Annotated in this window: 4 protein-coding genes and 1 pseudogene; all 5 read right to left on the reverse strand. The window is 76.1% G+C overall.

Annotated elements, in window-relative coordinates; genetic code table 11:
• Positions 1 to 11 precede the first annotated feature (11 nt).
• The 5 genes and pseudogenes from ACZ5CZ_RS22555 to ACZ5CZ_RS22575 all read right to left on the reverse strand — a co-directional run bounded on the left by ACZ5CZ_RS22555 (position 12) and on the right by ACZ5CZ_RS22575 (position 23,105).
• Positions 12 to 18,641 carry a non-ribosomal peptide synthetase gene (locus tag ACZ5CZ_RS22555; protein ID WP_468945395.1) on the reverse strand — a complete coding sequence of 6,210 codons (18,630 nt, stop codon included), beginning with the start codon at positions 18,639 to 18,641 and terminating at the stop codon, positions 12 to 14.
• Positions 18,642 to 18,883: 242 nt separating this feature from the next.
• Positions 18,884 to 20,236: a serine hydrolase domain-containing protein gene (locus ACZ5CZ_RS22560; protein WP_468945398.1), complete on the reverse strand. Its 1,353-nt coding sequence runs from the start codon at positions 20,234 to 20,236 to the stop codon at positions 18,884 to 18,886.
• A 102-nt stretch (positions 20,237 to 20,338) separates the two neighbouring features.
• Positions 20,339 to 21,547, reverse strand: a complete 1,209-nt coding sequence (locus ACZ5CZ_RS22565; protein WP_468945401.1) for a cytochrome P450 — start codon at positions 21,545 to 21,547, stop codon at positions 20,339 to 20,341.
• 1,175 nt (positions 21,548 to 22,722) lie between these two features.
• Positions 22,723 to 22,812: pseudogene (locus ACZ5CZ_RS22570) on the reverse strand (helix-turn-helix domain-containing protein); the annotation flags it as partial.
• Complete coding sequence (locus ACZ5CZ_RS22575) at positions 22,782 to 23,105, reverse strand: GNAT family N-acetyltransferase (RefSeq protein WP_468945404.1); 324 nt, start codon at positions 23,103 to 23,105, stop codon at positions 22,782 to 22,784. The gene ACZ5CZ_RS22575 and the pseudogene ACZ5CZ_RS22570, both read right to left, overlap by 31 nt.
• Positions 23,106 to 23,133 lie beyond the last annotated feature (28 nt).

Below are 23,133 nucleotides of genomic sequence, written 5' to 3' on the forward strand. Positions count from 1 at the left end.
TCGTCGGATCCTCACCGTTCGTCGTGGTCGGGGCCGCCGTGCGCGGCGTCTTCGTCGTGGCCCGCGAGTGCCGCGGCTTCCAGTTCGCTCAGCACCTGCTCCTCCACGCGCTCGGCGAGGGCGGCCACGGTCCGCGCGACCAGCACGTCGCGGGGGGTGAGCGTGACGCCGAACACGTCGTTGGCGCGGGAGGCGATGAGCAGGGCGCGCAGGGAGTCGCCGCCCAGCAGGAAGTAGTCGTCCTCGGCGCCGACGCTCTGGTTCAGGGTCTCCTCCCAGATCCCGGCCACCGCCTCCTCGGTGGGGGTGCGCGGTGCCACGTACGCGGCCCGCTCGCCGGCCCGCTCGCGTTCCCCGGCGGCGTCGGGGGCCGGGGCGGGCAGCGCGGCCCGGTCGGTCTTGCCGTTCTCGGTCAGCGGGAAGCGGTCCATCGGCACGAAAGCCGAGGGGACCATGTAGCCGGGCAGCGAGCGGGCGGCCAGGGCGCGCAGGTCCGCCGCGGTGGGCGGTTCGGCGCCGGGCGCGGTGAGCAGGTGGGCGACCAGGCGGGGCAGGCCCGGCTCGTCCTCGCGCACGCTCACCACGGCGTCCAGGACGCCCGGGTGCCGTGCGAGGACCGCCTCGACCTCGCCCGCCTCGATGCGGTGGCCGTGCAGCTTGAGCTGGTGGTCGGTGCGGCCCAGGTAGTGCAGTTCGCCGTGGGCGTCGCGGCGCACCAGGTCGCCGGTGCGGTACATGCGGGTGCCGGGCGGACCGAACGGGTCGGCGACGAACCGGGCCGCGGTCAGCCCGGGCCGGCCGAGGTAGCCGCGGGCCAGGGCCGGTCCGCTGAGCCACAGTTCGCCGGGGACGCCGTCGGGGACCGGCCGCAGCCGGGCGTCGAGGACGTAGGCGCCGGTGGCGGGCAGCGGGCGGCCGATGGGCGGGGCCGCGCCGTCCGGCCGCAGCGGGGCGGACCAGGTGGCGACGACGGTGGCCTCGGTGGGCCCGTAGGAGTTGACCATGCGGTGGTGCGGTGCCCAGCGGGCGACGAGTTCCGGGCCGCAGGCGTCGGCGCCGACGGTCAGCGTCTTCAGGTCCGGCAGCGTGCCGGGCGTGTCGGGCGGCAGGGTGGCCAGGGCGGCCGGGGGCAGCAGGGTGTGGGTGATGCGCTCGTCGCGGAGCACGCCGGCCAGGTGGCTGCCGAGCAGCGGGCCGGGCGGGGGGACGACGAGCCGGGCGCCGTGCGGCAGCGACATGCACAGTTCGAGCACGGAGGCGTCGAAGCTGGGCGTGGCGAAGGCCAGCACCCGGTCGCCCGCCGTGACCTGGTAGTGGGCCGCCTCGGCGGCGGCGAAGGCGGCCAGGCCGCGGTGGGTGACGACGACTCCCTTGGGGGTGCCGGTGGAGCCGGAGGTGTAGATGACGTAGGCCGGGTCGTCCAGGTCGAGCGGCCGGGTGCGGTCCGCGTCGGTGGGCCGGTGGCCGGGCACGCCGTCCGGCGGTGCGGCGAGCAGGTCGGCGACCTCTTTCGCGTCGAGGGTGAGGGCGGGGGCCGCGTCGCGCAGCATCAGGGCGGTCCGCTCCTCCGGGTAGGCGGGGTCGACGGGCAGGAACGCGGCGCCCGTCTTCGCCACGGCCAGCTGGGCGAGCACCATGTCCGCCGAGCGGGGCAGCAGCAGGGCGACCAGGCCACCGGGTCCGGCGCCGCGGGCGATGAGCCGGTGCGCCAGCCGGTTGGCCCGCGTCTCTGCCTCGGCGTAACTGAGCAGCGTGCCCGGTGCGGCGAGCGCGGGGGCGTGGGGCCACCGGTCGACGGCGGCCTCGACGAGGGCGGGCAGGGTGGCGGGCGGCACCGGGCCGAGCTCCGGGCGGGCCGGCCCGTGCAGCAGCCGGTGCCGCAGCGCGGGCGGCAGCACGTCGACGGCGTCGAGGGGGACGGTGCCGTCCGTGCCGGCCAGGGCGTCCAGGGCGTGCAGCAGCTGCCCGGCCAGCGACTCGGCGGTGGCCTCGTCGAAGTACCGGGGGTCGTAGCCGAGTTCGACGGCGAGGTCGTCCCCCGGCGAGACGACGACGGTGAGCGGGTAGTTGGTGGCCTCCCGGGCGTCCAGGTCCCGCACGGTCAGACCGTGCGCACCGGCCGTCGCGTCCCCGACCGGGTAGTTCTCGAACACCAGCAGGCTGTCGAACAGGGCGGTCCCCGACGGCAGCCCGGTCAGGGCGTGCAGCTCGTTGAGGGGCACGTGGTCGTGCCGGCGGTCCTCGGCGCGGGCCTCCTGCACGGCCCGCAGCCAGTCGGCGCACGGGGTGCCGCCGTCGACGCCGATCCGGGCGGGCAGGGTGGTGATGAACAGGCCGGTGATGGTGTCGGCGCCGGGCAGGTCGGCGGGGCGGCCGGACACGGTGGTGCCGAAGCAGACCTCGTCCTGCCCGCTCCACCGGGCCAGCAGCAGCGCCCAGGCGCCCTGCACCAGCGTGTTGAGGGTGAGGCGGTGGCGGCGGGCGAACTCGGCCAGCCGCCGCGTGCGTCCGGCGCCGATCCGCTGCGACAGCCAGGTGCCGGAGCGGGCCGCGGCACCGGGTGCGGGCCTGCGGTCGTACGGCAGCGGGGTCGGGCCGGTCAGGCCGCCCAGGACGGTGCGCCAGTGCTCCACGGCCGGGCCGGTGTCGCGGCCGGCCAGCCAGGCGGCGTAGTCGGCGAACGGCCGGCGCTCGGGCAACCGCGGCTGCTCGCCGCCGGCCAGCGCGGCGTGCGCGGCCATGACGTCGGACAGCACGTGGAAGACGCTCCAGCCGTCCAGCAGGACGTGGTGGAAGGTCCACACGACCCGCACCGCGTCCGGTCCGAGCCGGACCAGCGCCAGCCGCAGCAGCGCGGCCCGGTCCAGGGCGAGGCCGCGGGCCCGCTCGTCGGCGAGCAGCCGTTCCAGCTCGCCCTGGTGCCGGTCGGCCGGCAGCGTGCTCCAGTCGTGCTCGGTGACCGGCAGGGTGACCTCGCGGTGGACGAGTTGCAGCGGTACGGGCACGTCGGTCAGGGCGACGGAGGTGCGCAGGACCGGGGTGCACGCGACGACGTACCGCCAGGCGTCGGCCAGCAGCCCCGGGTCGCGGGCGCCGTCGGCGACGAAGGTGATCTGCTCGACGTACAGGCCGTGTTCGGCCTCGTCCAGCCCGTGCATCACCATGCCGGTCTGGGTGGGCGTGAGCGGGTACACGTCCACGACGTCCCTCCCGGTGCCGACCAGCCGGTCGACGGCGGCCTGGTCCAGGCCGGCCAGCGGGAAGTCGGAGGGGGTGCGGCCGCCGGCGCCGGGTGCGGCGCAGTGGCGCTCGATCGCGCGGAGTTCTTCGGTCAGCTCGGCCGCCAGGCGGGCCACGGTCTCGCGGCGGTGCACCTCGCCGGAGTACGACCAGGTGAACTCCAGCCGCCCGTCGGTGACCCGCCCCAGCACGTCCAGGAGGTACGGCCGCCGGGCCGCGCGGTCCATGCCGCCGGTGAGGCCGCCGTGCGGGGCGTGCAGCAGGCCGCCCGGCGTGGGCTTCCGGTCCTGCCGGCCGAGGTAGTTGAAGCAGATCTGCGGCAGTGCGGGCAGCTCCCGGCCGGCGCCCGGGTGCAGGTGGCGCAGGGCCCCGTAGCCCAGTCCGCCGTGGGGTACGGCGCGCAGGTTCTCCTTGACGGACTTCAGCACGGTGCCGGTGTCCGCGTCCCGGGGGACGTCCAGGACGACCGGGTACATGGTGGTGAACCAGCCGACGGTGCGGACGAGGTCGGTACCCTCGAACAGGTCCTCGCGGCCGTGTCCTTCGAGGGTCACCGCCACCCGGTCCCGCCCCGTCCAGCGGGCCAGGACCCGGCCCAGCGCGGTGAGCAGGACGTCGTTGACCCGGGTGCGGTACACGTCCGGCACGTCCTGGAGGAGCCGGCGGGTCTCCTCGGCGCCGAGCCGGACGGTCACCGTCTCCTCGGCGGCGGTGGTGTTGGCGCCGCCGGGGTGGTCGGCCGGCAGGGCGGGCCCGGTGTCCAGGGCGCTCCAGTGGGCGAGTTCGCCGTCGAAGCCGCCCGCCGCGGTGTGCGCGGCCAGCCGCCGGGCCCAGGTCCGGAAGGAGGTGCTCTTCGCCCCGAGATCGGGCCGCTCGCCGCTGCTCAGGGCGCGGTGGGCGGTGTCCAGGTCCTCCAGCAGCAGCTGCCAGGACACGGCGTCGACGACCAGGTGGTGGGCGGACAGCAGCAGCACCGGGCGCGCGTCGCCGCCGGGGCGGCACAGCGCGGCGCGCAGCAGCGGCCCGTGTGCCAGGTCGAAGCCGGCGCCGAGCGCGTCGGCCACCTCGGGTCCGGCGGGGCCGGCGTGGACCTCCAGGTGCACGGGGGTGTCGCCGGGCGCGGTGCCGTGCTGCCGGCGGCGGCCGTCCCCGTCCGGCCCGAAGCGCAGCCGGAGCGCGTCGTGGTGGTCGAGTACGGCGGCCAGCGCGGCCCGCAGCAGGTCCTCGTCGGGGTCCGCGGCCAGCTCGTAGGAGACGGTCTGGCTGAAGTGGGCCGGGTCGCCGTCCAGGGTGTCGAACAGCCAGTGCTGTACGGGGGTGAGCGGGGCGTCGCCGGTCACCGGCTCGGCCTCGGTGGCGGCGGTGGGCGCCGCGGCGGACTCCGCGGCCGCCGCGAGGTCGGCGAGGGTCTGGTGGGTGAACAGGTGGCGGGGGGTGAGGGCGAGACCGGCCCGGCGGGCGGCCGAGACGATCTGGATGCCGAGGACGGAGTCGCCGCCCAGGGTGAAGTAGTTGTCGTCCGGGCCTGCTGCGGGCACGCCCAGCACCTCGCACCAGATCGCCGCGAGGATCCGCTCGGCCTCGGTGCGCGGCTCGCGCCCGGCCGTGCCGCCGGCGGACGCGCTCCACTCGGGGTCGGGCAGCGCCCGCCGGTCCAGTTTGCCGGTGGCGCCCAGCGGGAGCCGCTCCAACGGTACGACGAGGGCGGGGACCAGGTGGTCGGGGAGGCTGCGGGCGAAGAAGGCGCGCAGCTCCGCGGGGTCGGGCAGGCCGGAGGCGCGGGGCACCGCATAGCCGACCAGCCGGCGGTGGCCGGCGTGGTCCACCACCCGGGCCGCCGCCGCGGCCACGGCCGGGTGCCGGGCCAGCGCGGCCTCGACCTCGCCGAGTTCGATGCGGAAGCCGCGCACCTTCACCTGGTCGTCGCCGCGCCCGAGGTAGACGAGGTCGCCGTCGGCGCTCCAGCGGACCAGGTCGCCGGTGCGGTACATGCGGGTGCCGGGCGGCCCGAACGGGTCGGGCAGGAAGCGGGCGGCGGTCAGGCCGGGGCGGCGCAGGTAGCCGCGGGCCACGCCGGTTCCGGCCAGGTACAGCTCGCCGGGCGCGCCGATGGGGACCGGGCGCATCGACCGGTCGAGCACGTAGGCACGGGCGCCGCCGAGCGGGCGGCCGATCGGCGGGTCGCGGTCGGGGTCGGCGGGGTCGCAGGTGAACGCGGTGGCGTAGACGGTGGCCTCGGTGGGGCCGTAGATGTTCATGACCCGGCAGCCGGGGATCGCCTCGCGGACCCGGCGCACGGTGCGGGCGGGTAGCCCCTCCCCCGCGAGGACGACCGTGTCCGCGGTGACGTGCACGGCGTCCTCGGCCAGCAGCCGGTCCAGCGCCGAGGGTACGGCGCTGAGCAGTCCGGCCCGCCAGGGGCCGGGGCGCTCGGCCAGCGCGAGCAGGTCGCGGACGATCTCCACGCAGCCGCCGGACAGCAGCGGCGAGAAGATCTCGAACACCGACACGTCGAAGTTGAGCGAGGTGGAGGCCACCACGTGCGCCAGGGACGGGCCGGCGAACTCGGCGGCGGCCCAGTCGGCCAGCGCCAGCACCGAGGCGTGGCTGACGACGACGCCCTTGGGGCGGCCGGTGGAGCCGGAGGTGTGGATGACGTAGGCCGGGTGGCCGGGCAGCAGGGCGGTGTGCCGCTCGTCGTCGCCGACGGGCGTGTCGGGCCGGCCGGCGGCGGGGTCCTCGTCCAGCAGGATGCGTGTGAAGGGGCCGTCGGGCAGCCGGCCGGCGGTCGCGGCGGTGGTGATCACGGCGTCCGGCCGTACGTCCTCGAACAGGAACGCGACGCGCTCGGCCGGGTACTGCGGGTCGACCGGGAGGTAGGCGGCGCCGCTCTTGAGCACCGCCAGCAGCGCCACCACGAGGTCGGCGGTGCGGGGCAGGCACAGCGCGACGAAGCGCTCGGGCCCGGCGCCGGCCGCCACCAGCAGCCGCGCCAGCCGGTTGGAACGGGCGTCGAGTTCGCGGTAGGTCAGGCTGTCGCCGCCGCTGCGCACGGCCGTGGCGCCGGGCGTGCGCAGCGCCTGCCGGCGAAACGCCTCCGGCAGCGTGTCGCGCGGTGCCCGTGCCCCGGTCCCGCCGAACCGGGCGACCAGGTCGCGGCCCTGGGCAGGGTCCAGCAGCGGCAGGTCGGCGAGGCGGCGGTCCGGGTCGGCCGCCATCGCGGTGAGCAGGGTGCGCAGGCTCTCGCCGAGCGCCTCCACCGTCGCGGCGTCGAACGCGGCCGGGTCGTAGTCGAGGTTGACGGCGAGCCGGTCGCCGGGTGCGACGACCACGCTGAGCGGGTAGTTCGTCGGCTCCAGGTCCCGTTCCTGCTCCATGGCCAGGCCGTGGCGGGCCAGCGACCCCTCGTCGAAGGGGTAGTTCTCGAACACGACGATGGAGTCGAACAGGTTGGTCCCGCCGGGCACCTCGCTCCAGGACTGCACCTGGGCCAGCGAGACGAAGTCGTGGCGCCGGGCCTCCGACTGGGCGGCCTGGAGCTCGCGCAGCCAGTCCAGCAGCGGGCGCCGGCCGTCGACGCGGGCCCGGGTGGGCAGGGTGTTGATGAACAGGCCGACCATCGAGGTGACGCCCGGCAGGTCGGCGGGCCGCCCGGAGACGGTCGTGCCGAACACCACGTCGTCCCCGCCGCCGTAACGGGACAGCAGCAGCGCCCAGGCGCCCTGGAGGACGGTGTTGACGGTCAGCCCGGCGGTCTGGGCCGTCTCCCGCAGCCGGGCGGAGACGTCCCGGCCGAGGGTCACCCGCACCGAGCCGGAGGAGGCGCTGCGGTGGGCCTCGGTGGACCGCCGGTCGCGGGGCAGCTCGGTGGGGGCCGGGAAGCCGGCGAGCGTCTCGCGCCAGTACCGCTCCGCCCGGCCGGTGTCCTGCCCGGCCAGATGGCGCAGGTAGTCGGCGAAGGGCCTGCGCTGCGGCACCTGCGGGCGGCGCCCGGTGGTCAGGGCCGCGTACCGCTCGCACACCTCGTCGAAGACCTGGGCGGCGCTCCAGCCGTCGAGCAGCACGTGGTGGAACGTCCACACCATGCGGACGCGGTCGGCGGACAGCCGGATGAAGGTCAGCCGCATCAGGGGCGCGGTGCCCAGGTCGATGCCCCGCTGCCGGTCCTCGGCCAGCAGCCGTTCGAGGTCGGGCGCGCACATGTCGGCGGGCCGGCCGGTCCAGTCGTGGTGGGTGACGGGCACGGTGGCCCGGTGCCGGACGACCTGGAGCGGTTCGGCGGTCTCCTGCCAGACCAGGCCGGTGCGCAGGACGGGGTTGGCGTCCGCGGTGTGCTGCCAGGCCTCGGCGAGGGCCCGCGGGTCGGTGACGCCCGACAGCACCAGCTGGACCTGGTTGACGTAGGTGCGGCCGTCCGGGTCGAGCAGGCTGTGGAAGAGCATGCCCGCCTGCATCGGGGTCAGCGGCAGCACGTCCGCCACCTCGCGCCCGTCGCCGGCGATCCGGTCGACCGCCGCCTGGTCCAGGCGGGCCAGCGGGAAGTCGGACGGGGTCCGGCCGCCCGCGTCCGGGCGCGCGCAGTGGGCCAGGATGTCGCCGAGCGCCCGGAGCATGCCTTCGGCGAGGGCGGTGACGGTGTCCTCGCGGTGCCGTCCGGCGCCGTAGTACCAGGTGATCTCCAGTTCGTCGTCCTCGACGCGGGCGACGACGTCCAGCAGGTGCGGCCGTTCGGTGCCGGGTGCCTCCGCGCCGCCGAGTCCGCCGGGCACCGCGCCGACCAGGGTGCCGCCGCCGGGCGACCAGTCGAAGCGGCCCAGGTAGTTGAAGCTGATGCCGGGCATCGGGGTGCCGGTCAGCGCCTCGTCGCGGGCGAGGTGGCGCAGCACGCCGTAGCCGAGGCCCCGGTCGGGGACGGCGCGCAGCTGCTCCTTCACCGCCTTCAGGGCGGTGCCCCAGTCCCCCGCCGGGACGTGCAGGGCGACCGGGAAGAGGGAGGTGAACCAGCCGACCGTGCGGGAGAGGTCGACGTCGTCGAAGAGCGCGTCCTCGCGGCCGTGGCCCTCCAGGCCGACGGCGACGGTGTCCCGTCCGGTCCAGTCGGCGAGGACCCGGCCGAGCGCGGTGAGCAGGACGTCGTCGATGCGGGTGCGGTAGAGGCCGGGGACCGTGCGCAGCAGGCTGTCGGTGCGCTCCCGGTCCAGCCGTACGGTGACCTCGCGGACGTCGGCCGCGGTGGTGGTGCCGGGGCCGTCCACCGGCAGCGGGACGGCGCAGGCCCGGGCCGCCTCGGCCCAGTGGTCGCGCCGGCTCGCGAAGGTGCCGGCGCGGTCGCGGAGTCTGCGGGCCCACTCCCGGACGGAGGTGGTGCGGGCGGGCAGCCGTACGGGCTCCCGGGTCACGGCCTGCCGGTAGGCGGTCTCCAGGTCCTCCAGCAGGATCCGCCAGGAGACGCCGTCGACCACGAGGTGGTGGACGACCAGCAGCAGCCGGGCGGGCCGGGTGCCGTCGGCGGTGAACAGGCGGGCGGTGAGCAGCGGGCCGGTGTCCAGCCGGAAGCCGGCGTGGGCCGCGGCCGTGACCTGCTCCTCCTCCTGCGGGCCGTGGACCGTCAGCAGCTCGGGGACCGGGCCGTCGGCGGGCGGCACCTCCTGGTGCCAGGTGCCGTCGGCGTCGCGGGTGAACCGGGCGCGCAGGGCGTCGTGGTGGGTCCACAGGGCGGCGAGGGCGCGGCGCAGGGCGTCCTCGTCCACCGGTCCGGCGGCCTCGACGACCACGCACTGGTCGAAGAAGGCGGCGTGTTCGGGCTGCGGGTCGAGGAACCAGTGCTGGATGGGGGTGAGTTCGCTCGCGCCGCTGACCGGTTCGGTGCCGGCGACGGCGGACGCGGCACCGCCCGCGGCGGCCAGCTCGGCCACGGTGGGGTGCTTGAACAGGTCGCGCGGGGTGAGGGCGATGCCCGCGGCCCGGGCCCGGGAGACCACCTGGATGCTGAGGATCGAGTCGCCGCCCAGCATGAAGAAGTTGTCGTCCAGGCCGACGCGTTCCACGCCGAGCAGCTCGGCCCAGATACCGGCGAGCAGCCGTTCGGCCTCGGTGCGCGGCGCCCGGTGGGCCTGCTGGGCCCCGGCCGACCAGTCGGGGGCGGGCAGCCGCCGCCGGTCGACCTTGCCGTTGCCGGTGAGCGGCAGTTCGGGCACGGCCACGAAGGCGGCGGGCAGCATGTAGTCGGGCAGCCCGGCCGCCAGGTGGGCGCGCAGTTCGGCGGCGGGCGGCATCGTGGCGCCGCCGGCCGGCACGAGGTGCGCGGCGAGCCGCTTGCGTCCGCCGTCCTGGTAGAGGGAGACGACGGCCTCGGCGACGGCCGGGTGGCCGGTGAGGCGGGCCTCGATCTCGGCGGGCTCGACCCGGAAGCCGCGGATCTTGATCTGGTCGTCCGCGCGCCCGACGAAGTGCAGTTCCCCGTCGGCGCTCCAGCGCACGATGTCGCCGGTGCGGTACATCCGCTCCCCGGGCGGGCCGAACGGGTCGGCGACGTACCGGGCGGCGGTGGCCCCCGGCCGGCCCGCGTACCCCCGGGCCAGCCCGGCGCCGGCGATGTACAGCTCGCCGGGTACGCCCGGCGGCTGCGGCTGGAGCGCGGCGTCCAGGACGTAGACGCGCGTGTTGTCCAGCGGGCGGCCGATGGGCAGCACCGCGGGCAGCGGGTCGCCGGCGCGGAAGACGCGCCGGGTGGCGAACGTGGTGGTCTCGGTGGGGCCGTAGCCGTCGACGACGGTCAGGCCGGGGCAGGCGTCCAGCACCCGGCGCACGACGGCGCCCGGCACCGCCTCACCGCCCGTCCACACCTCGCGGGCGCCGCGCAGGCAGCCGGGGTCCTCCTGGGCGAGCAGCCGGAACAGACCCGCGGTCAGCCACAGGCAGCGCACGCCCTGCTCGCCGACGGCGCGGCGCACCGCGGCGGCGTCCAGGTCGGCCGGCGGGGCGAGGACGGCGGTGCCGCCGCGCAGCAGCGGCACCCAGACCTCGTAGGTGGCGGCGTCGAAGGCGTGCGGGGAGTGCACGAGCACCCGGTCGTGCCCGGCGAAGGCCCGGTCCAGCGCGAGGGCGACGACGTCCCGCTGGCGGACCGCGACGCCCTTGGGGACGCCGGTGGAGCCCGAGGTGAACATCAGGTACTGGACGTGGTCGGGGTGGACCGCGTCGGCGGGGGCCGCGTCGGGGGGTGCGGTGCCGGCCGCCGAGGGTGCGTCGGCGCGCAGGACGCCGTCGCCCGGCAGGAGTCCGCGGGCCGTCTCCTCCCAGGCCGCGTCGGTGAGCAGCAGCCGCGCTCCGGCCTCGGTGAGGATCCGGTGCAACCGCTCGCGCGGTGCCCGGCCGTCCAGCGGCACGTACACCCCGCCGGTGCGGGCGAGGGCCAGCTGGGCGACGACCAGGTGCACGGAGCGGTCCATCAGCACGGCGACCGGTCGTTCCGGCCCGACGCCGAGCCCGGCCAGCCGGGCGGCCAGCCGGGCCGACCCGTCGTCCAGTTCGCGGTAGCTGACGCGTTCCCCGCCGGCCTCCAGGGCCACGGCGTCGGGGGTGCGGGCGGCCTGGGCGGCGAACAGCGCGGCCACCGTGGTGTCCGGCAGCTCGGTGCGCGTGTCGTTCCAGGCGTGCAGCACCTGTTCGCGGCAGCCGGGGGTGAGCAGCGGCACCCGGGCGGGCGGCAGTCCGGGACCGGAGGCCATGCCCGCGAGCAGGACGGTCAGGTACTCGGCGGTCCGCTCGGCGGTGGCGGCGTCGAACAGCTGCGGGTCGTAGCCGATGCGCAGGGCCAGCTCGGGACCCGGGTAGGCGGTGAGACTGAGCGGGTAGTTGGTGGTCTCCACGCCGTCGAGGTCGCTCAGGCGCAGCCCGTGCGCGGCGGCGCTGTCGTCGTCCACCGGGTAGTTCTCGAAGACGACGATGCTGTCGAACAGGCCGGTGCGCTCGGGGAGATCGGTGAAGGAGCGCATCCGGGTGAGCGGCGTGTGGTCGAAGCGCCGGTCCTCGCTCTGCTCGCGCTGGAGGGTGCGCAGCCAGTCGAGCAGGGTGCCGTGGGCGGGCACGGTGACCCGGGTGGGCAGGGTGGTGATGAACAGGCCGGTCATGGCGTCGGCGCCGGGCAGCTCGGGCGGCCGGCCGGACACCGTCGTGCCGAACACCACCTCGTCGCGGCCGGCCTGACGGGCCAGCAGCATCGCCCAGGCGCCCTGCACCAGGGTGTTCAGGGTGAGGCCGGCGCCGCGCGCCAGCTCCTCCAGGGCCCGGGTGGTGCCCGCGGGGACGGTGACCCGGACGGCGTGCGTGGACTCGGCGCGGTGGCTCTCGCGCGGCTCCCGGTCGTACGGCAGGGGGGTGGCCTCGGTGAGGCCCGACAGGCGCCGCCGCCAGTGCCGTTCGGCCTCGGCGGTGTCGCGTGCGCGCAGCCAGGCGACGTAGTCGCGGTACGGCGGGCGCTCCGGTACGGCCCGCGGGTCCGCGGCGGCGTGGCAGGCGAACACGTCGGACAGCACCTGGAACAGGCTCCAGCCGTCCAGCAGGAGGTGGTGGAAGGACCACACCACGCGCACCGCGGTGCCGGAGACGCGGGCGAACAGCAGGCGCTGCAGCGGGGCGCGGCCCAGGTCGATGCCGTCCGCGCGGTCGCGGGCCAGGACGTCGTCCAGGCGCTGCCGGCGTTCGGCGTCGGTCAGGCCGCGCCAGTCGAGGTGGGTGACCGGCACGGCCGCACGGCGCTGCACCACCAGCAGCGGTTCGGGCACGTCCTGCCAGACGACCCGGCCGCGCAGCACGTCCGTGCGGTCGGTCACGTGTTGCCAGGCCGCGGCGAGCGTCTCCGGGTCCGGCACGCCGTCCAGGACGAAGGTCAGCTGCTGGAAGTAGGCACCGCGGCCGTCCTCGGACAGGCCGTGGAACAGCATGCCCGCCTGGGTCGGCGTCAGCGGCAGGACGTCCTCGACCGCCGCCGGGTCGGCGCCGGTGATCCGGTCCACCGCGCCCTGGTCGAGCCGGGCCAGCGGGAAGTCGGACGGGGTGCGGCCGGCGGCGCCGGGCCGGGCGGCGTACCGGGCGAGGTCCGCGAGCGCGTCCCGGTAGCCCTCCGACAGGGCCTGCACCGTCTCCCGCCGGTGCAGCCGGTCGGAGTAGAACCAGGTGAACTCCAGGCAGTCGTCGACGAGCTGCCCGACGACCTCCAGGGCGTGCGGGCGCCGGGCGGCCGGGTCGGCGTCCAGCTCCAGCGGCCGTACGGTGCCCCGGTAGAGGCCGTCTGCGCCGTCCGCGCCGTCGGCGAGGCCCATCCGGCCCAGGTAGTTGAAGCTGATCTGGGCGGGGGCGGTGCGCGGTGCCGCGTCCGGTCCGGCCAGGTGGCGCAGCGCGTCGTGGCCGAGGCCGTGCCGGGGTACGGCGCGCAGCTGCTCCTTGACCTGCTTCAGCACGGCGTCCCAGCCGGCGTCCCGGGGGACGGCGAGGGCGACGGGGTGGCGGGTGGTGAACCAGCCGACGGTGCGGCTGAGGTCCAGCTCCGCGAAGAGCTCCTCGCGGCCGTGCCCCTCGACGTCGACCACCACCCGCTGCTGCGCGGTCCCGGCGCACAGCGCGCGCCCGAGGGCGCCCAGCAGCACGTCGTTGGCCCGGGTGCGGTAGGTCTCGGGCAGCGTGCGCAGCAGCGCGGCGGTGTCCTGCGCGTCCAGCCGTACGGTGATGGCGCACTGCGACGCGTAGGTGTTGGCGCCGTCGGGCAGGTCGGCGGGCAGGGCGCCGCCGGTAGCGGGCACCGCGCGGGCCCAGTACTCCCGCTCGTCGTCGAATCCGCCGTCCGCCGCGTAGGCGTTCAGCCGGCGCGCCCACGCGCGCAGGGGCGAGGACTTGGGGGGCAGGGCGCTGCGGCCGTCCCGGCCGGCGCGGCGGGCCCGGTAGGCGCGGTCGAGGTCCTCCAGCAGCACCCGCCAGGAGACGCCGTCGACCACCAGGTGGTGTACGGCGATGTGCAGCACGGGGGGCCGGCCGGGGCCGCGGTCGTGCAGGACGGCCCGCAGCAGCAGCCCTTCCGACAGGTCGAAGGGGCCGAAGTGGGGGGTGTCCCCGTCCGGACCGGTGTGCCGGGCGAGCGTGGGCCGGGGCGCCCGGTCCTGGACGGACCAGGTGACCTCACCGGCCGGGCCGTCGGTGGCGAAACGGGAGCGCAGGGCGTCGTGGTGGGCGACCAGGTCGCCCAGCGCGGCCTCGAGCGCCGCCACGTCCAGGTCGTCGGGCAGCCGGACGGACAGCGCCTGGGCGAAGTGCCCGGCCCGCTCGCCGGCGCTGTCGAACAGCCAGTGCTGGATGGGCGTCAGGGGGGCCTCGCCGGTGGCCGGCCCGGTCTGCGGTGCGGCCGCGTGCGGGACGGCGGCGGCGTCCGCGCAGCGGGCGAGGGCGGCGACCGTCTGGTGCCCGTACAGGTCCCGCGAGGTCAGGCCCAGGCCCTCCTGCCGGGCGCGGGCCACCACCTGGATGCTCAGGATCGAGTCGCCGCCGAGCTCGAAGAAGTTGTCGTCGACGCCGACCCGCTCCACGTGCAGCACGTCGGCCCAGATCGCGGCGAGGGTGCGCTCGGTGGGGGTGCGCGGGGCGACGTGCCGCACGGCGCGCACGGCGGGGCCCGGGTCGGGCAGGCGGCCGCGGTCCATCTTGCCGTTGGGGCTGAGCGGCAGGGCGTCCAGCACGACGACGGCCGACGGGACCATGTAGTCGGGCAGCGTGCGGCCCATCTCCCGGCGCACCGTCTCGGGCACCGGCCGCGCCCCGGGGGCCGGGACGACGTAGCCGACCAGGCGGCGGTGGCCGTCGTCCTCGGCGACGGTGGCCGCCGCCTCGGCCACGCCCGGGCAGCGGCGCAGCGCCTCCTCGACCTCGCCCAGCTCGATCCGGAAGCCGCGGACCTTGACCTGCTGGTCGGCCCGGCCGATGTACTCCAGCTGTCCGTCGGCGCGGCGGCGCACCAGGTCGCCGGTGCGGTACATGCGCTCCCCCGGCGCGCCGTACGGGTCGGCGACGAAGCGGGAGGCGGTCAGGCCCGGCCGGTTGAGGTAGCCACGGGCCAGTCCGGCGCCGCCGAGGTACAGCTCGCCGGTCACCCCGTGCGGCTGGGGCCGCAGGGCGCGGTCCAGGACGTAGGCGCGGGTGAGCGCGACCGGACCGCCGATGGGCGGGGCCTGCTCGGGCAGCGGATCGCCGGCGAACCAGGCGGTGGCGTACACGGTGGCCTCGGTGGGGCCGTAGAGGTTGGCGACCCGGCATCCGGGCAGGGCGGCGCGCACGTCGTGCAGCGTCTGCGCGGGCAGGGCCTCGCCGGCCAGGACGACGGTGTCCGCGGTGAGCGGTGCCGTGCCGCCCGCGACGAGGCGGGAGACGACGGACGGCACCCCGCTGAGCAGTCCGGCCTGCCGTCCCGGGGTGTCGGCGAGGGCCGGCAGGTCGGCGACGACCTCGACGGTGCCCCCGGTCACCAGCGGGCACAGCAGCTCGAAGACCGAGACGTCGAAGTTGAGGGAGGTCGAGGCGATCACCGGGCGGTCCGGGCCGGCGGACGGGAAGTGCTCCCCGGCCCAGGCGGCGAGCGCGGCGACGCTGCGGTGGGTGACCAGGACACCCTTGGGACGCCCGGTGGATCCCGAGGTGTGGATCACGTAGGCGGGGTGGTCCGGGAGCAGCGGCCGCAGGCGGTCGGCGTCGGTGAGGTCGGTGTCGGGCGTGCCGGGGGCGGCGCAGTCCTCCAGGAGCAGCGGGGTGCAGTCGGCGGGCAGGGCGGAGGCGGTGTCCCGGGTGGCGACGACGAGGGCGGGCCGGGCGTCGGCGAGCATGAGGCGGATCCGCTCGGCCGGGTAGGCCGGGTCCACCGGCAGGTAGGCCGCGCCCGCGGTGAGCACCGCCCACAGCGCGGGCAGGAGGTCGGCGGTGCGCGGCAGGCACAGGGCGACCAGGGTCTCCGGGCCCGCTCCGCGTGCCGCGAACTGCCGGGCCAGGCGGTTGGCGCGCCGGGCCACCTCGGCGTAGTCCAGCCGGACGTCCCCGCAGACGACGGCCGTCCGGTCGGGGGTGCGGGCGGCCTGGGCCCGGAACAGCGCGGGCAGTGTGGCGGCCGCGGTGTCCCGGCCGCGGCGGGCGGGCGGGTTCCCGGCGTCCACCAGCGCGCGCTGCTCCGCCGGGGACAGCATGGGCAGTTCGGCCAGGGGGCGGCCGGGGCCGTCCGCCATGCCCTCCAGGAGGCGGTGCAGGTGGCCGGTCAGACGGGCCACGGTGGCCGCCTCGAACAGGTCGGTGTTGAACTCGACGGTCAGCGCGCAGCCGCCGTCCGCGTCCGGGGTGAACTCCAGCACGAGGTCGAACCGGGCGGCGGGCCGGGGCAGCGGGTGCTCCTCCAGGCGCAGGCCGGCGGCGGTCGGCGGCACCCCGAGGGGGGTCTGCTGGACGACGAGCGCCTGCACCAGCGGGGTGCGGCTGGGGTCCCGGGGCGGTGCCAGCTCCTCCACCACCCGGTCGAACGGCACGCCGTCGTGGGAGAAGGCGTCGAGGACGGTGGTGCGCACGTCCTCCACGAAGCGGTCGACGCTTCTGCGCTCGTCCACGTCGGTGCGCAGCACCACGGTGTTGGCGAAGAAGCCGGGCACGTCCTCCAGCTCGCGGCGCGCGCGGCCGTTGGTGACGGTGCCGAACGCCACGTCCCGCTGGCCGGAGTACCGGGAGAACAGCAGCGCGGAGGCCCCCGCGAACAGGGTGAACAGGGTCGTGCCGCGCCCGGCGGCCAGGTGCCGCAGCCGGGTCACCAGCGGCGCGGGCAGGTGGTGCCGGTGGGCCGCGCCGGAGGTGGTGCGCACCGCCGGGCGCGGCCGGTCGGTGGGCAGGTCCAGGTGCTGGATCCCGCTGAGGTGCCGCTCCCAGTAGGCCAGGTCGTCGGCGTCGGTGCCGGCGTGGCGGTGTCCGAGTTCCCACACCGCGAAGTCGGGGTACTGCACGGCGGGCCGGGGCAGGCCGTCGGGCGTGCCGGTGGCCTCCGCGTGGTAGAGGGCGGCGAGTTCGCGGGTGAGGACGCCCACCGACCAGCCGTCGGTGACGATGTGGTGCTGGGCCAGCAGCAGCAGGTGGTCCTCGGCGGCCAGGCGGACCAGCAGGGCGCGGGTGAGCGGGCCGGCCGTCAGGTCGTAGGGGCGGCTCAGTTCCTCGGTGAGCAGGTCCTCGGCGGCCGCGGCCGGGCGCGGCGCGGGCACGTCCCCGAGGTCGGCCGTGCGCAGCGGCAGGTCGGGTTCGGCGGCGACGTGCTGGACGGCCTCGCCGTCGACCGTGGGGAACGTGGTGCGCAGCGTGTCGTGGCGGGCCGCGAGCCGGTGCAGGGCCCGGCCCAGCGCGTCCTCGTCGAGGGTGCCGCGCAGCCGCAGCGACACGCCGGTGTTGTACTCGGTGCCGCCTGCGGTCAGGTCGTCCAGGAACCACAGCCGCCGCTGCGCGCTGGACAGCGGGAGCGGTCCCGTCCGCGGGGCGGGTGCGACGGGCTCGTCCGGGGTGGCGTCGCCGGGGTCGCCGAGCAGCTCGGCCAGGGCGGCGACCGTACGTGCCGTGAACACGTCGCGGACCGTCAGCCGTGCGCCGAACTCGTCCCGGATCCGGGACAGGGTCCGGGCGGCGAGGATGGAGTCGCCGCCCAGGTCGAAGAAGTCGTCCGTGACCCCGACGGCGTCGTCGCCCAGGACCTCCGCCCAGATCGCGGCGAGGGCCCGTTCCCGGGGCGTGCGCGGCGGCACCCGGCCGGCCGTGGACACCCGTTCCGGGGCGGGCAGCGCCCGCCGGTCGATCTTGTGCTGCGGGGTGAGCGGCATCCGGTCCAGGACCACGATCGCGGCCGGCACCATGTGGGCGGGGAGCACCGCGGCGAGGGCGGTGCGCAGGGCGGCCGGGTCGGGGGCGCGGCCGGGTCCGCCCGCGTCGGCGCCGGAGCCGGCCGGGGTGACGTAGCCGACCAGGCGGCGGTGGCCGGGCTCGTCCTCGCGGACCACGACCACGGCCTCGCCGACCGCGTCGGCGCCGGCGCGGCGCAGGGCCGTCTCGATCTCGCCCGGTTCGACCCGGAAGCCGCGGATCTTCACCTGGCGGTCCAGGCGGCCCAGGTACTCCAGTTCCCCGTCGGCGGTCCACCGGGCCCGGTCGCCGGTGCGGTACAGCCGGGCGCCGGACGGGTCGAAGGGGTCGGCCACGAAGCGCGCGGCGGTCAGGCCGGGGCGGCCCAGGTAGCCGCGGGCCACCGCGTCGCCGCCCACGAACAGCTCGCCCTCCGCACCGGGCGGCACCGGGCGCATCGCGGCGTCCAGGACGTACACCCGGGTGTGCGGCAGGGCTGCGCCGATGGTGGGGGTGCCGCGGCCCGCGGTGAGCGGCGCGGTCCAGGTGGCGACGATGGTGGCTTCGGTCGGGCCGTAGGAGTTGATCATCCGGCGGCCGGGCGCCCAGCGGTCGACCAGCGCGGCCGGGCATGCCTCGGCGCCCACGATCAGGGTGCGCAGGTGGCGTGCGGTCCCCTCCCGCGGGTCGGGCAGGGTGGCCAGCGCGGCCGGCGGGATGAGCGCGTGGGTGATGCGCTGCTCCTCCAGTACGGCGGCGAGTTCGTCGCCGAGCCACGGGCCCCGCGGCGGCACGACCAGCGTGGCGCCGGACAGCACCGAGATGCACAGCTCCAGCACGGAGGCGTCGAAGCTGGGCGAGGAGAACTGGAGCACCCGGTCGCCGGGGCCGACGGTGTAGCGCTCGGCGGCGGCCGCGGTGAAGCCGCTCAGGCCGCGGTGGGTGACCGTCACGCCCTTGGGGGTCCCGGTGGAGCCGGACGTGTAGATGACGTAGGCCGCGTGGTCGGCACCGGCCGCGCCGGGGTCCCCGGCACCGGTGGCCCGGAAGCCGTCCGCGCCGTCGGTCCCGGTGAGCAGCAGGCCGGTCCGCTCGGGGTCGTCCAGGGTGACCGCGGGCGCGGCGTCGGCGAGCATCAGCGCCCGGCGCTCGGCGGGGTAGGCGGGGTCCACGGGGAGGAAGGCGGCGCCCGCCCGGGCGACGGCCAGTTCCGCGGCGATCAGCTCCATGGAGCGCGGCAGGACCAGCGCGACCACCCGGTCCGGACCCGCTCCCCGGCGCACCAGGTGCCGTGCCAGCCGGTCGGCGCGCGCGGCGAGTTCGCGGTAGGTCCAGGTCCGTCTGCCGTCGGTCAGGGCGGGGGCGTCGGGGGTGCGGGCCACCCACGCGGCGAACAGCTCCGCGAGCGTCGGGTGCGCCGGCGCGCCCGCGCCGTGCGGCGTGCCGCCGGTGCGGCCGGCCTGCGGCAGGGAGGGCGCCGGTGCGGGCTTGTCGTGCAGGTCCGTCATGGGTGTAGTCCTCTGGAGAGCGGGGCGGGCGCGTGCTGCGGGGCCGGACGCGGCAGTCTCCGGCTCGGCGGGGAGCGGTGCGGTGGAACGGCGCCGGACGCGGGGCGGGCGCGCCGGTGCCGGTGGACGGATGACGGCCCCGGGCCGGGGCGGGGCGACGGGACCACTCAGGAGCGCGGTCGCGCGGCGCGGCCGGCGACGCGGGGGACGGCTCGGTCGGGTGGTCCGGCGGCGCCCCCGGCTCAGCCGTCGTCGGTGCGGCGTGCCGTCCGTCCGGAGATCTGCAACCGGTCGAGCCGGCCGGTGGCCGGATCGCGGTGGAAGCGTCCGCCGGGTTCCAGGCGGCCGGTGGCCGGATCGCGCAGGGCGCACGACAGGTCGTCGTAGCAGACCAGCGGGATGGGCAGATCGCCGTCGACGGACAGGCCCGGCGCGCCGTCCGGTCCGGGTGCGACGCGGTACGTCGTGGTGCCGTTGCGATAGACACCCAGGCACTCGGGCAGCGGCACGGGGCGGCCGTGGTCGGCGTCCTGGGCGGCGGCCGGCACGCGGACGCCGGTGAGCCGGGCGATCTCCTCGGTCAGCTCGCGCCACAGCGCGGTGGCGCCGGAGGCGTTGCCCGTGAACGCGATCACCGTTCCGCTCTCCGGATCGGCGCGCAGGTGGCAGGAGGTGCCCTGGGCGTTGCCGTCGTGACCGCACCAGACGCGGTCGTCCTGACGGTACAGGGCGAGTCCGGCGCCCCAGCCGTCGGCCAGCGCGCCCGGGCGGGCGGCGGTCTCCGGGCGGCGCATCTCCTTGGCGACGGCGGGCGGCAGGACGTCCGACCGGCCGGTCAGCGCGATCCCGAACGCGGCCAGGTCCAGGGCGCTCGCCAGCAGGGCGCCGGCCGGGGCCTCCAGCGGGGCCAGGTTCTGCCGGGCCGGACGGGCCTGTCCGGTGGCGGTGTTGACGGCGTGTCCGGCGGCGACGGGCCGGGCGGGCGTGGCCTCGGCGATGAACGCCGGTACCGCGCCGAGAGGGTGCAGGAGCAGCGCACCGACCGCCTCGTGCCACGGCATGCCGGTGACCCTCTCCACCAGCCGGCCGGCGGCGACGTAGCCGGCGTTGGAGTAGGAGAAGTCGGTGCCGGGCGCGAACAGCAGGTCGCGGGCGGTGCAGACGGTCGTGAGGTAGCGGGTGGCGGTGGTCGCGGCCGCGGTGTCGGAGTCCGGGCCGGTGGGCAGGCCGCCTGTGTGGCTGAGCAGTTGACGTATCGTCAGCTCGGGTATCGCGCTCAGCTCCGGTAGGTGGTCGGCGACCGGTTCGTCGAGGTCGAGGTCGCCGTCGTCGGCCAGCAGCATGACGAGTGCGGCCGTGTAGGGCTTGGTGAGCGACCCGAGGGGGACGGCCGTCTCGGGGGTGAAGGGCGCACCGGTCGCCGTGTCGGCCGTACCGGTGTGCAGGCCGAGGGTCTCCGTGGCGGTGGCCAGTGCGAGTTGGGCGCCGGGCACCCGGTGGGTGCGGGCGAGGGTGTCGAGCCGGTCCTGTAGTTCCCGGTGTAACTGCGCCGGCGTCCGGGGAAGGGCCAGAGCGGTGGGGACGGTGTACGGCATGGCTAGGGGACTCCCGTTGAGTGGGTCTCATGTGCGGGTGTGCCGGTCCGGCCCGTGGGTGAGCGGTACGGGGGCCGGTCGGTGTGCGAGCGCCGTGAGCGGTTACGGCCGGGTGACCTCGACGGGCAGGTGCCGTACGCCGATGATCACGGCCGGGTTCTGGAAGACCACGTCGTCGTAGGACGGGACGGCCAGCGAGCGGAATCGTTCATGCAACATCCGCAGGGCGATCCGGGCCTCCAGTCGGGCGAGCGGTGCGCCGATACAGAAGTGGATGCCGTGCCCGAACGTCAGGTGCGGGTTGGGGGACCGCGTCACGTCGAATACGTCGGGCGCCTGGAAGCGCGCCGGATCCCGGTTCGCGGTCCCCAGGTGGGCCATGAGCAGGGCGTCCTGCGGGAGTTCGTGTCCGCCGAGGACCACGGGGCGGGTGACCCGGCGGCCCAGTTCGGGGAAGGGGGGCAGCCAGCGCAGCACCTCCTCGACGGCGGCCGGGATCGCGGCCGGGTCGGCACGGAGCGCGGCGTCCGTGCCCGGGCGGCGGTCGAAGGTGACGACGGCGTTGCCCAGCAGGGCGGTGGTGGTGATGTGCCCGGCGACCAGCAGCAGCGCCACGAACCCGACCATCTCCTGGTCGGCGAGGCGCACGCCGTCGACCTCCGCGGCGATGAGTCTGCTGGTGAGGTCGTCACCGGGGCGGGAGCGGCGGGTGCGTATGTGCTCCAGCATGTAGCCGTTCATCTCGCGCACGGTGGGGGCGATGGCCTCCAGCGCCCGCTCCAGATCAGCCATGTCGGGTGCGTCGCCGAGCTGGTCCCCGCTGAACAGGACGCTCGCCCACTCCTGGAAGAGCCGGTGCTCCTCGGCCGGGATGCCGAGGAGTTCGGCGATCACGATGATCGGGAGCGGATAGGCGAGCGCGTCGACCAGGTCGAACCGGTCGCGGTCGGCCACCTCGTCCAGCAGCCGTGCGCAGACCGCCTCGATACGGGGCTCCAGCCCCCGCACGACCCGCGGGGTGAACGCCTGGCTCACCAGGGTGCGCAGCTTGCGGTGTTCGGGCGGGTCCATGGCCACGAAGTTGCCGCGGGTGAAGGTCTCGAAGTCGGACTGGGTCGGGGCGAGCGCGGAAAGGTCCGAGGAGTACGTCGCCGGGTCGGCGAGCACGGTGCCGACCGTGTCGTGGTCGAGGACCTGCCAGACCTTCTGCGTGTCGTCGAAGCGGACGGGCCCGGACTCGCGCAGCTCCTGCCAGTGGTCGGGTAACTGCTCCAACAGGAGCCGGTCGCCCGTCAGTTCCTTACTGATCACCTGTTCTCCTTGGTAACGGTGGGCAGGGCACGCAAGGCGGGAAGCGGAAGGAGGCGCGGCGGTCCGGTCGACTCGGGCGGGGGCGGACCCGGGCACGTCTCCGGCGCGCAACCGGCACCACCGGAGCGCGGTCGGGCGGGGTACCCGCGCGTCGCACGCGCTCCCCTCCGTGCGGCGCGCCGCACGCCGGCGGCCATCGCCACGGGTGCCGTCCGGCGGGGCGTGCCGTCCGCTGTCAGGCTCGGGCCGAAGCGGGCGGGAGACTCCTCGGCGTCTCCGCCACAGGACACGGCGGCCGCGTGGCCGGCCGCGGCCCCACGGCGCATCCCGGCGTGTCGGCGAACCCCGCCATGACTCGTCCCCCTCGGCGACACCGGCCGCGCGGCGATCTCACGGCCCCTCCCGGCTCGTTGACGGACAGCGGGATTCCGGTTCCCGGCTGTCTGAACTGCGGTGTGAGAATACGCATGAGCTCTCCATGCCGCCCCGCGATTGGCATGATGCGTGGTCCCCAACACCTTCGTTTCGATGGAACTCGGCGGACAGTCTTCACGGTGAGTCACCCGATAGCAACCCCCTGAAGTTGAACGCAGAGTACCTTGGCGGTGATTTTGCGTCACTTTTCGGCAACTGGGCGGAGGCCGCCCGCCCCTGACAGCACGACCGAATCGCTGACCCCGCGTGTGCCCGGCAGTCCGGGCCGCAAACACCCTCGGAGAGAGAAAATCTGCCGCCGACCGCCGCCCGTTCCGGCCTGCGCCACCGCCCTTCCCCGGTACGGCGCGCCGAGGGCGGTGGTCCGCGGATGGCCGGACTCGCCCGCTGCCGTGGACCGACGATTCGGCCACCGGGCGGAGGACCGCCTCGCCACCGCCGCCGAGATTCGGCCATCCGTATGTGCGGCGGCGGACGTCATGGATCCTGGGCCCCAGCAGAAACGGAACAGAGAACCGGCGTAGCTGTCAAAACTTCTGACAGGGTGCGAGCGGGGCTGCCAGGGTAGGGCGAGTGAGCAACGACCCGACGATCGGCTTCCTGAAGGCGGACGTGGCGCGGTTCTGCGCCGGCCTGGATGAACTGGCCCCTGCGATCGGGGCTCCGGCTGGTCGTCCAGTCGCGTGCCGCACTGGACGAGGTGACGGATGCGGCCCTGGATGAGGGGATGGCCGTAGGAGAAGGTCCGCTACCGGCATGCCCTGCGCGGACAGCAGCACCATCTGCGCTCGCCGCCAGGTCACCACCGGCCCGGCGTCCCTGCGGAGCAGTTCCGTTCGCGCGCCAGGTCTGCAAGCGCCGACGTCAGGGCCCGGCCAACACCGCGCCCGCGGAAGGGCTCGTCCACACCCAGCTCGTACAGGAACATCTCGGTGCCCTTGTCCGGGTGTGTCATCTCGACGCCGGTGACCATCCCTGCCGGGGCGTCACCGACATAGGCGATCAGGAGGTGGTGGCGCTCGTCCGCCAGAAACCTCTCAGTCGCCTCCGGCAGAGGGGACACATCGAAGAGATGCCCGGCGTCCTGGACAGCCTCGACCCGAGTGATGCGGCGGATCTCCATGGGGGGATCCTGTCAGGTCTCGGCATGC

It is taken from the genome of Streptomyces sp. NPDC031418 (genome assembly GCF_055581605.1).

What these genes read in the sequence shown, in the direction of transcription:
- ACZ5CZ_RS22555 (WP_468945395.1), bottom strand. Translation starts at nt 18,641, where the DNA reads ATGACGGACCTGCACGACAAGCCCGCACCGGCGCCCTCCCTGCCGCAG.
- ACZ5CZ_RS22560 (WP_468945398.1), bottom strand. Translation starts at nt 20,236, where the DNA reads ATGCCGTACACCGTCCCCACCGCTCTGGCCCTTCCCCGGACGCCGGCG.
- ACZ5CZ_RS22575 (WP_468945404.1), bottom strand. Translation starts at nt 23,105, where the DNA reads ATGGAGATCCGCCGCATCACTCGGGTCGAGGCTGTCCAGGACGCCGGG.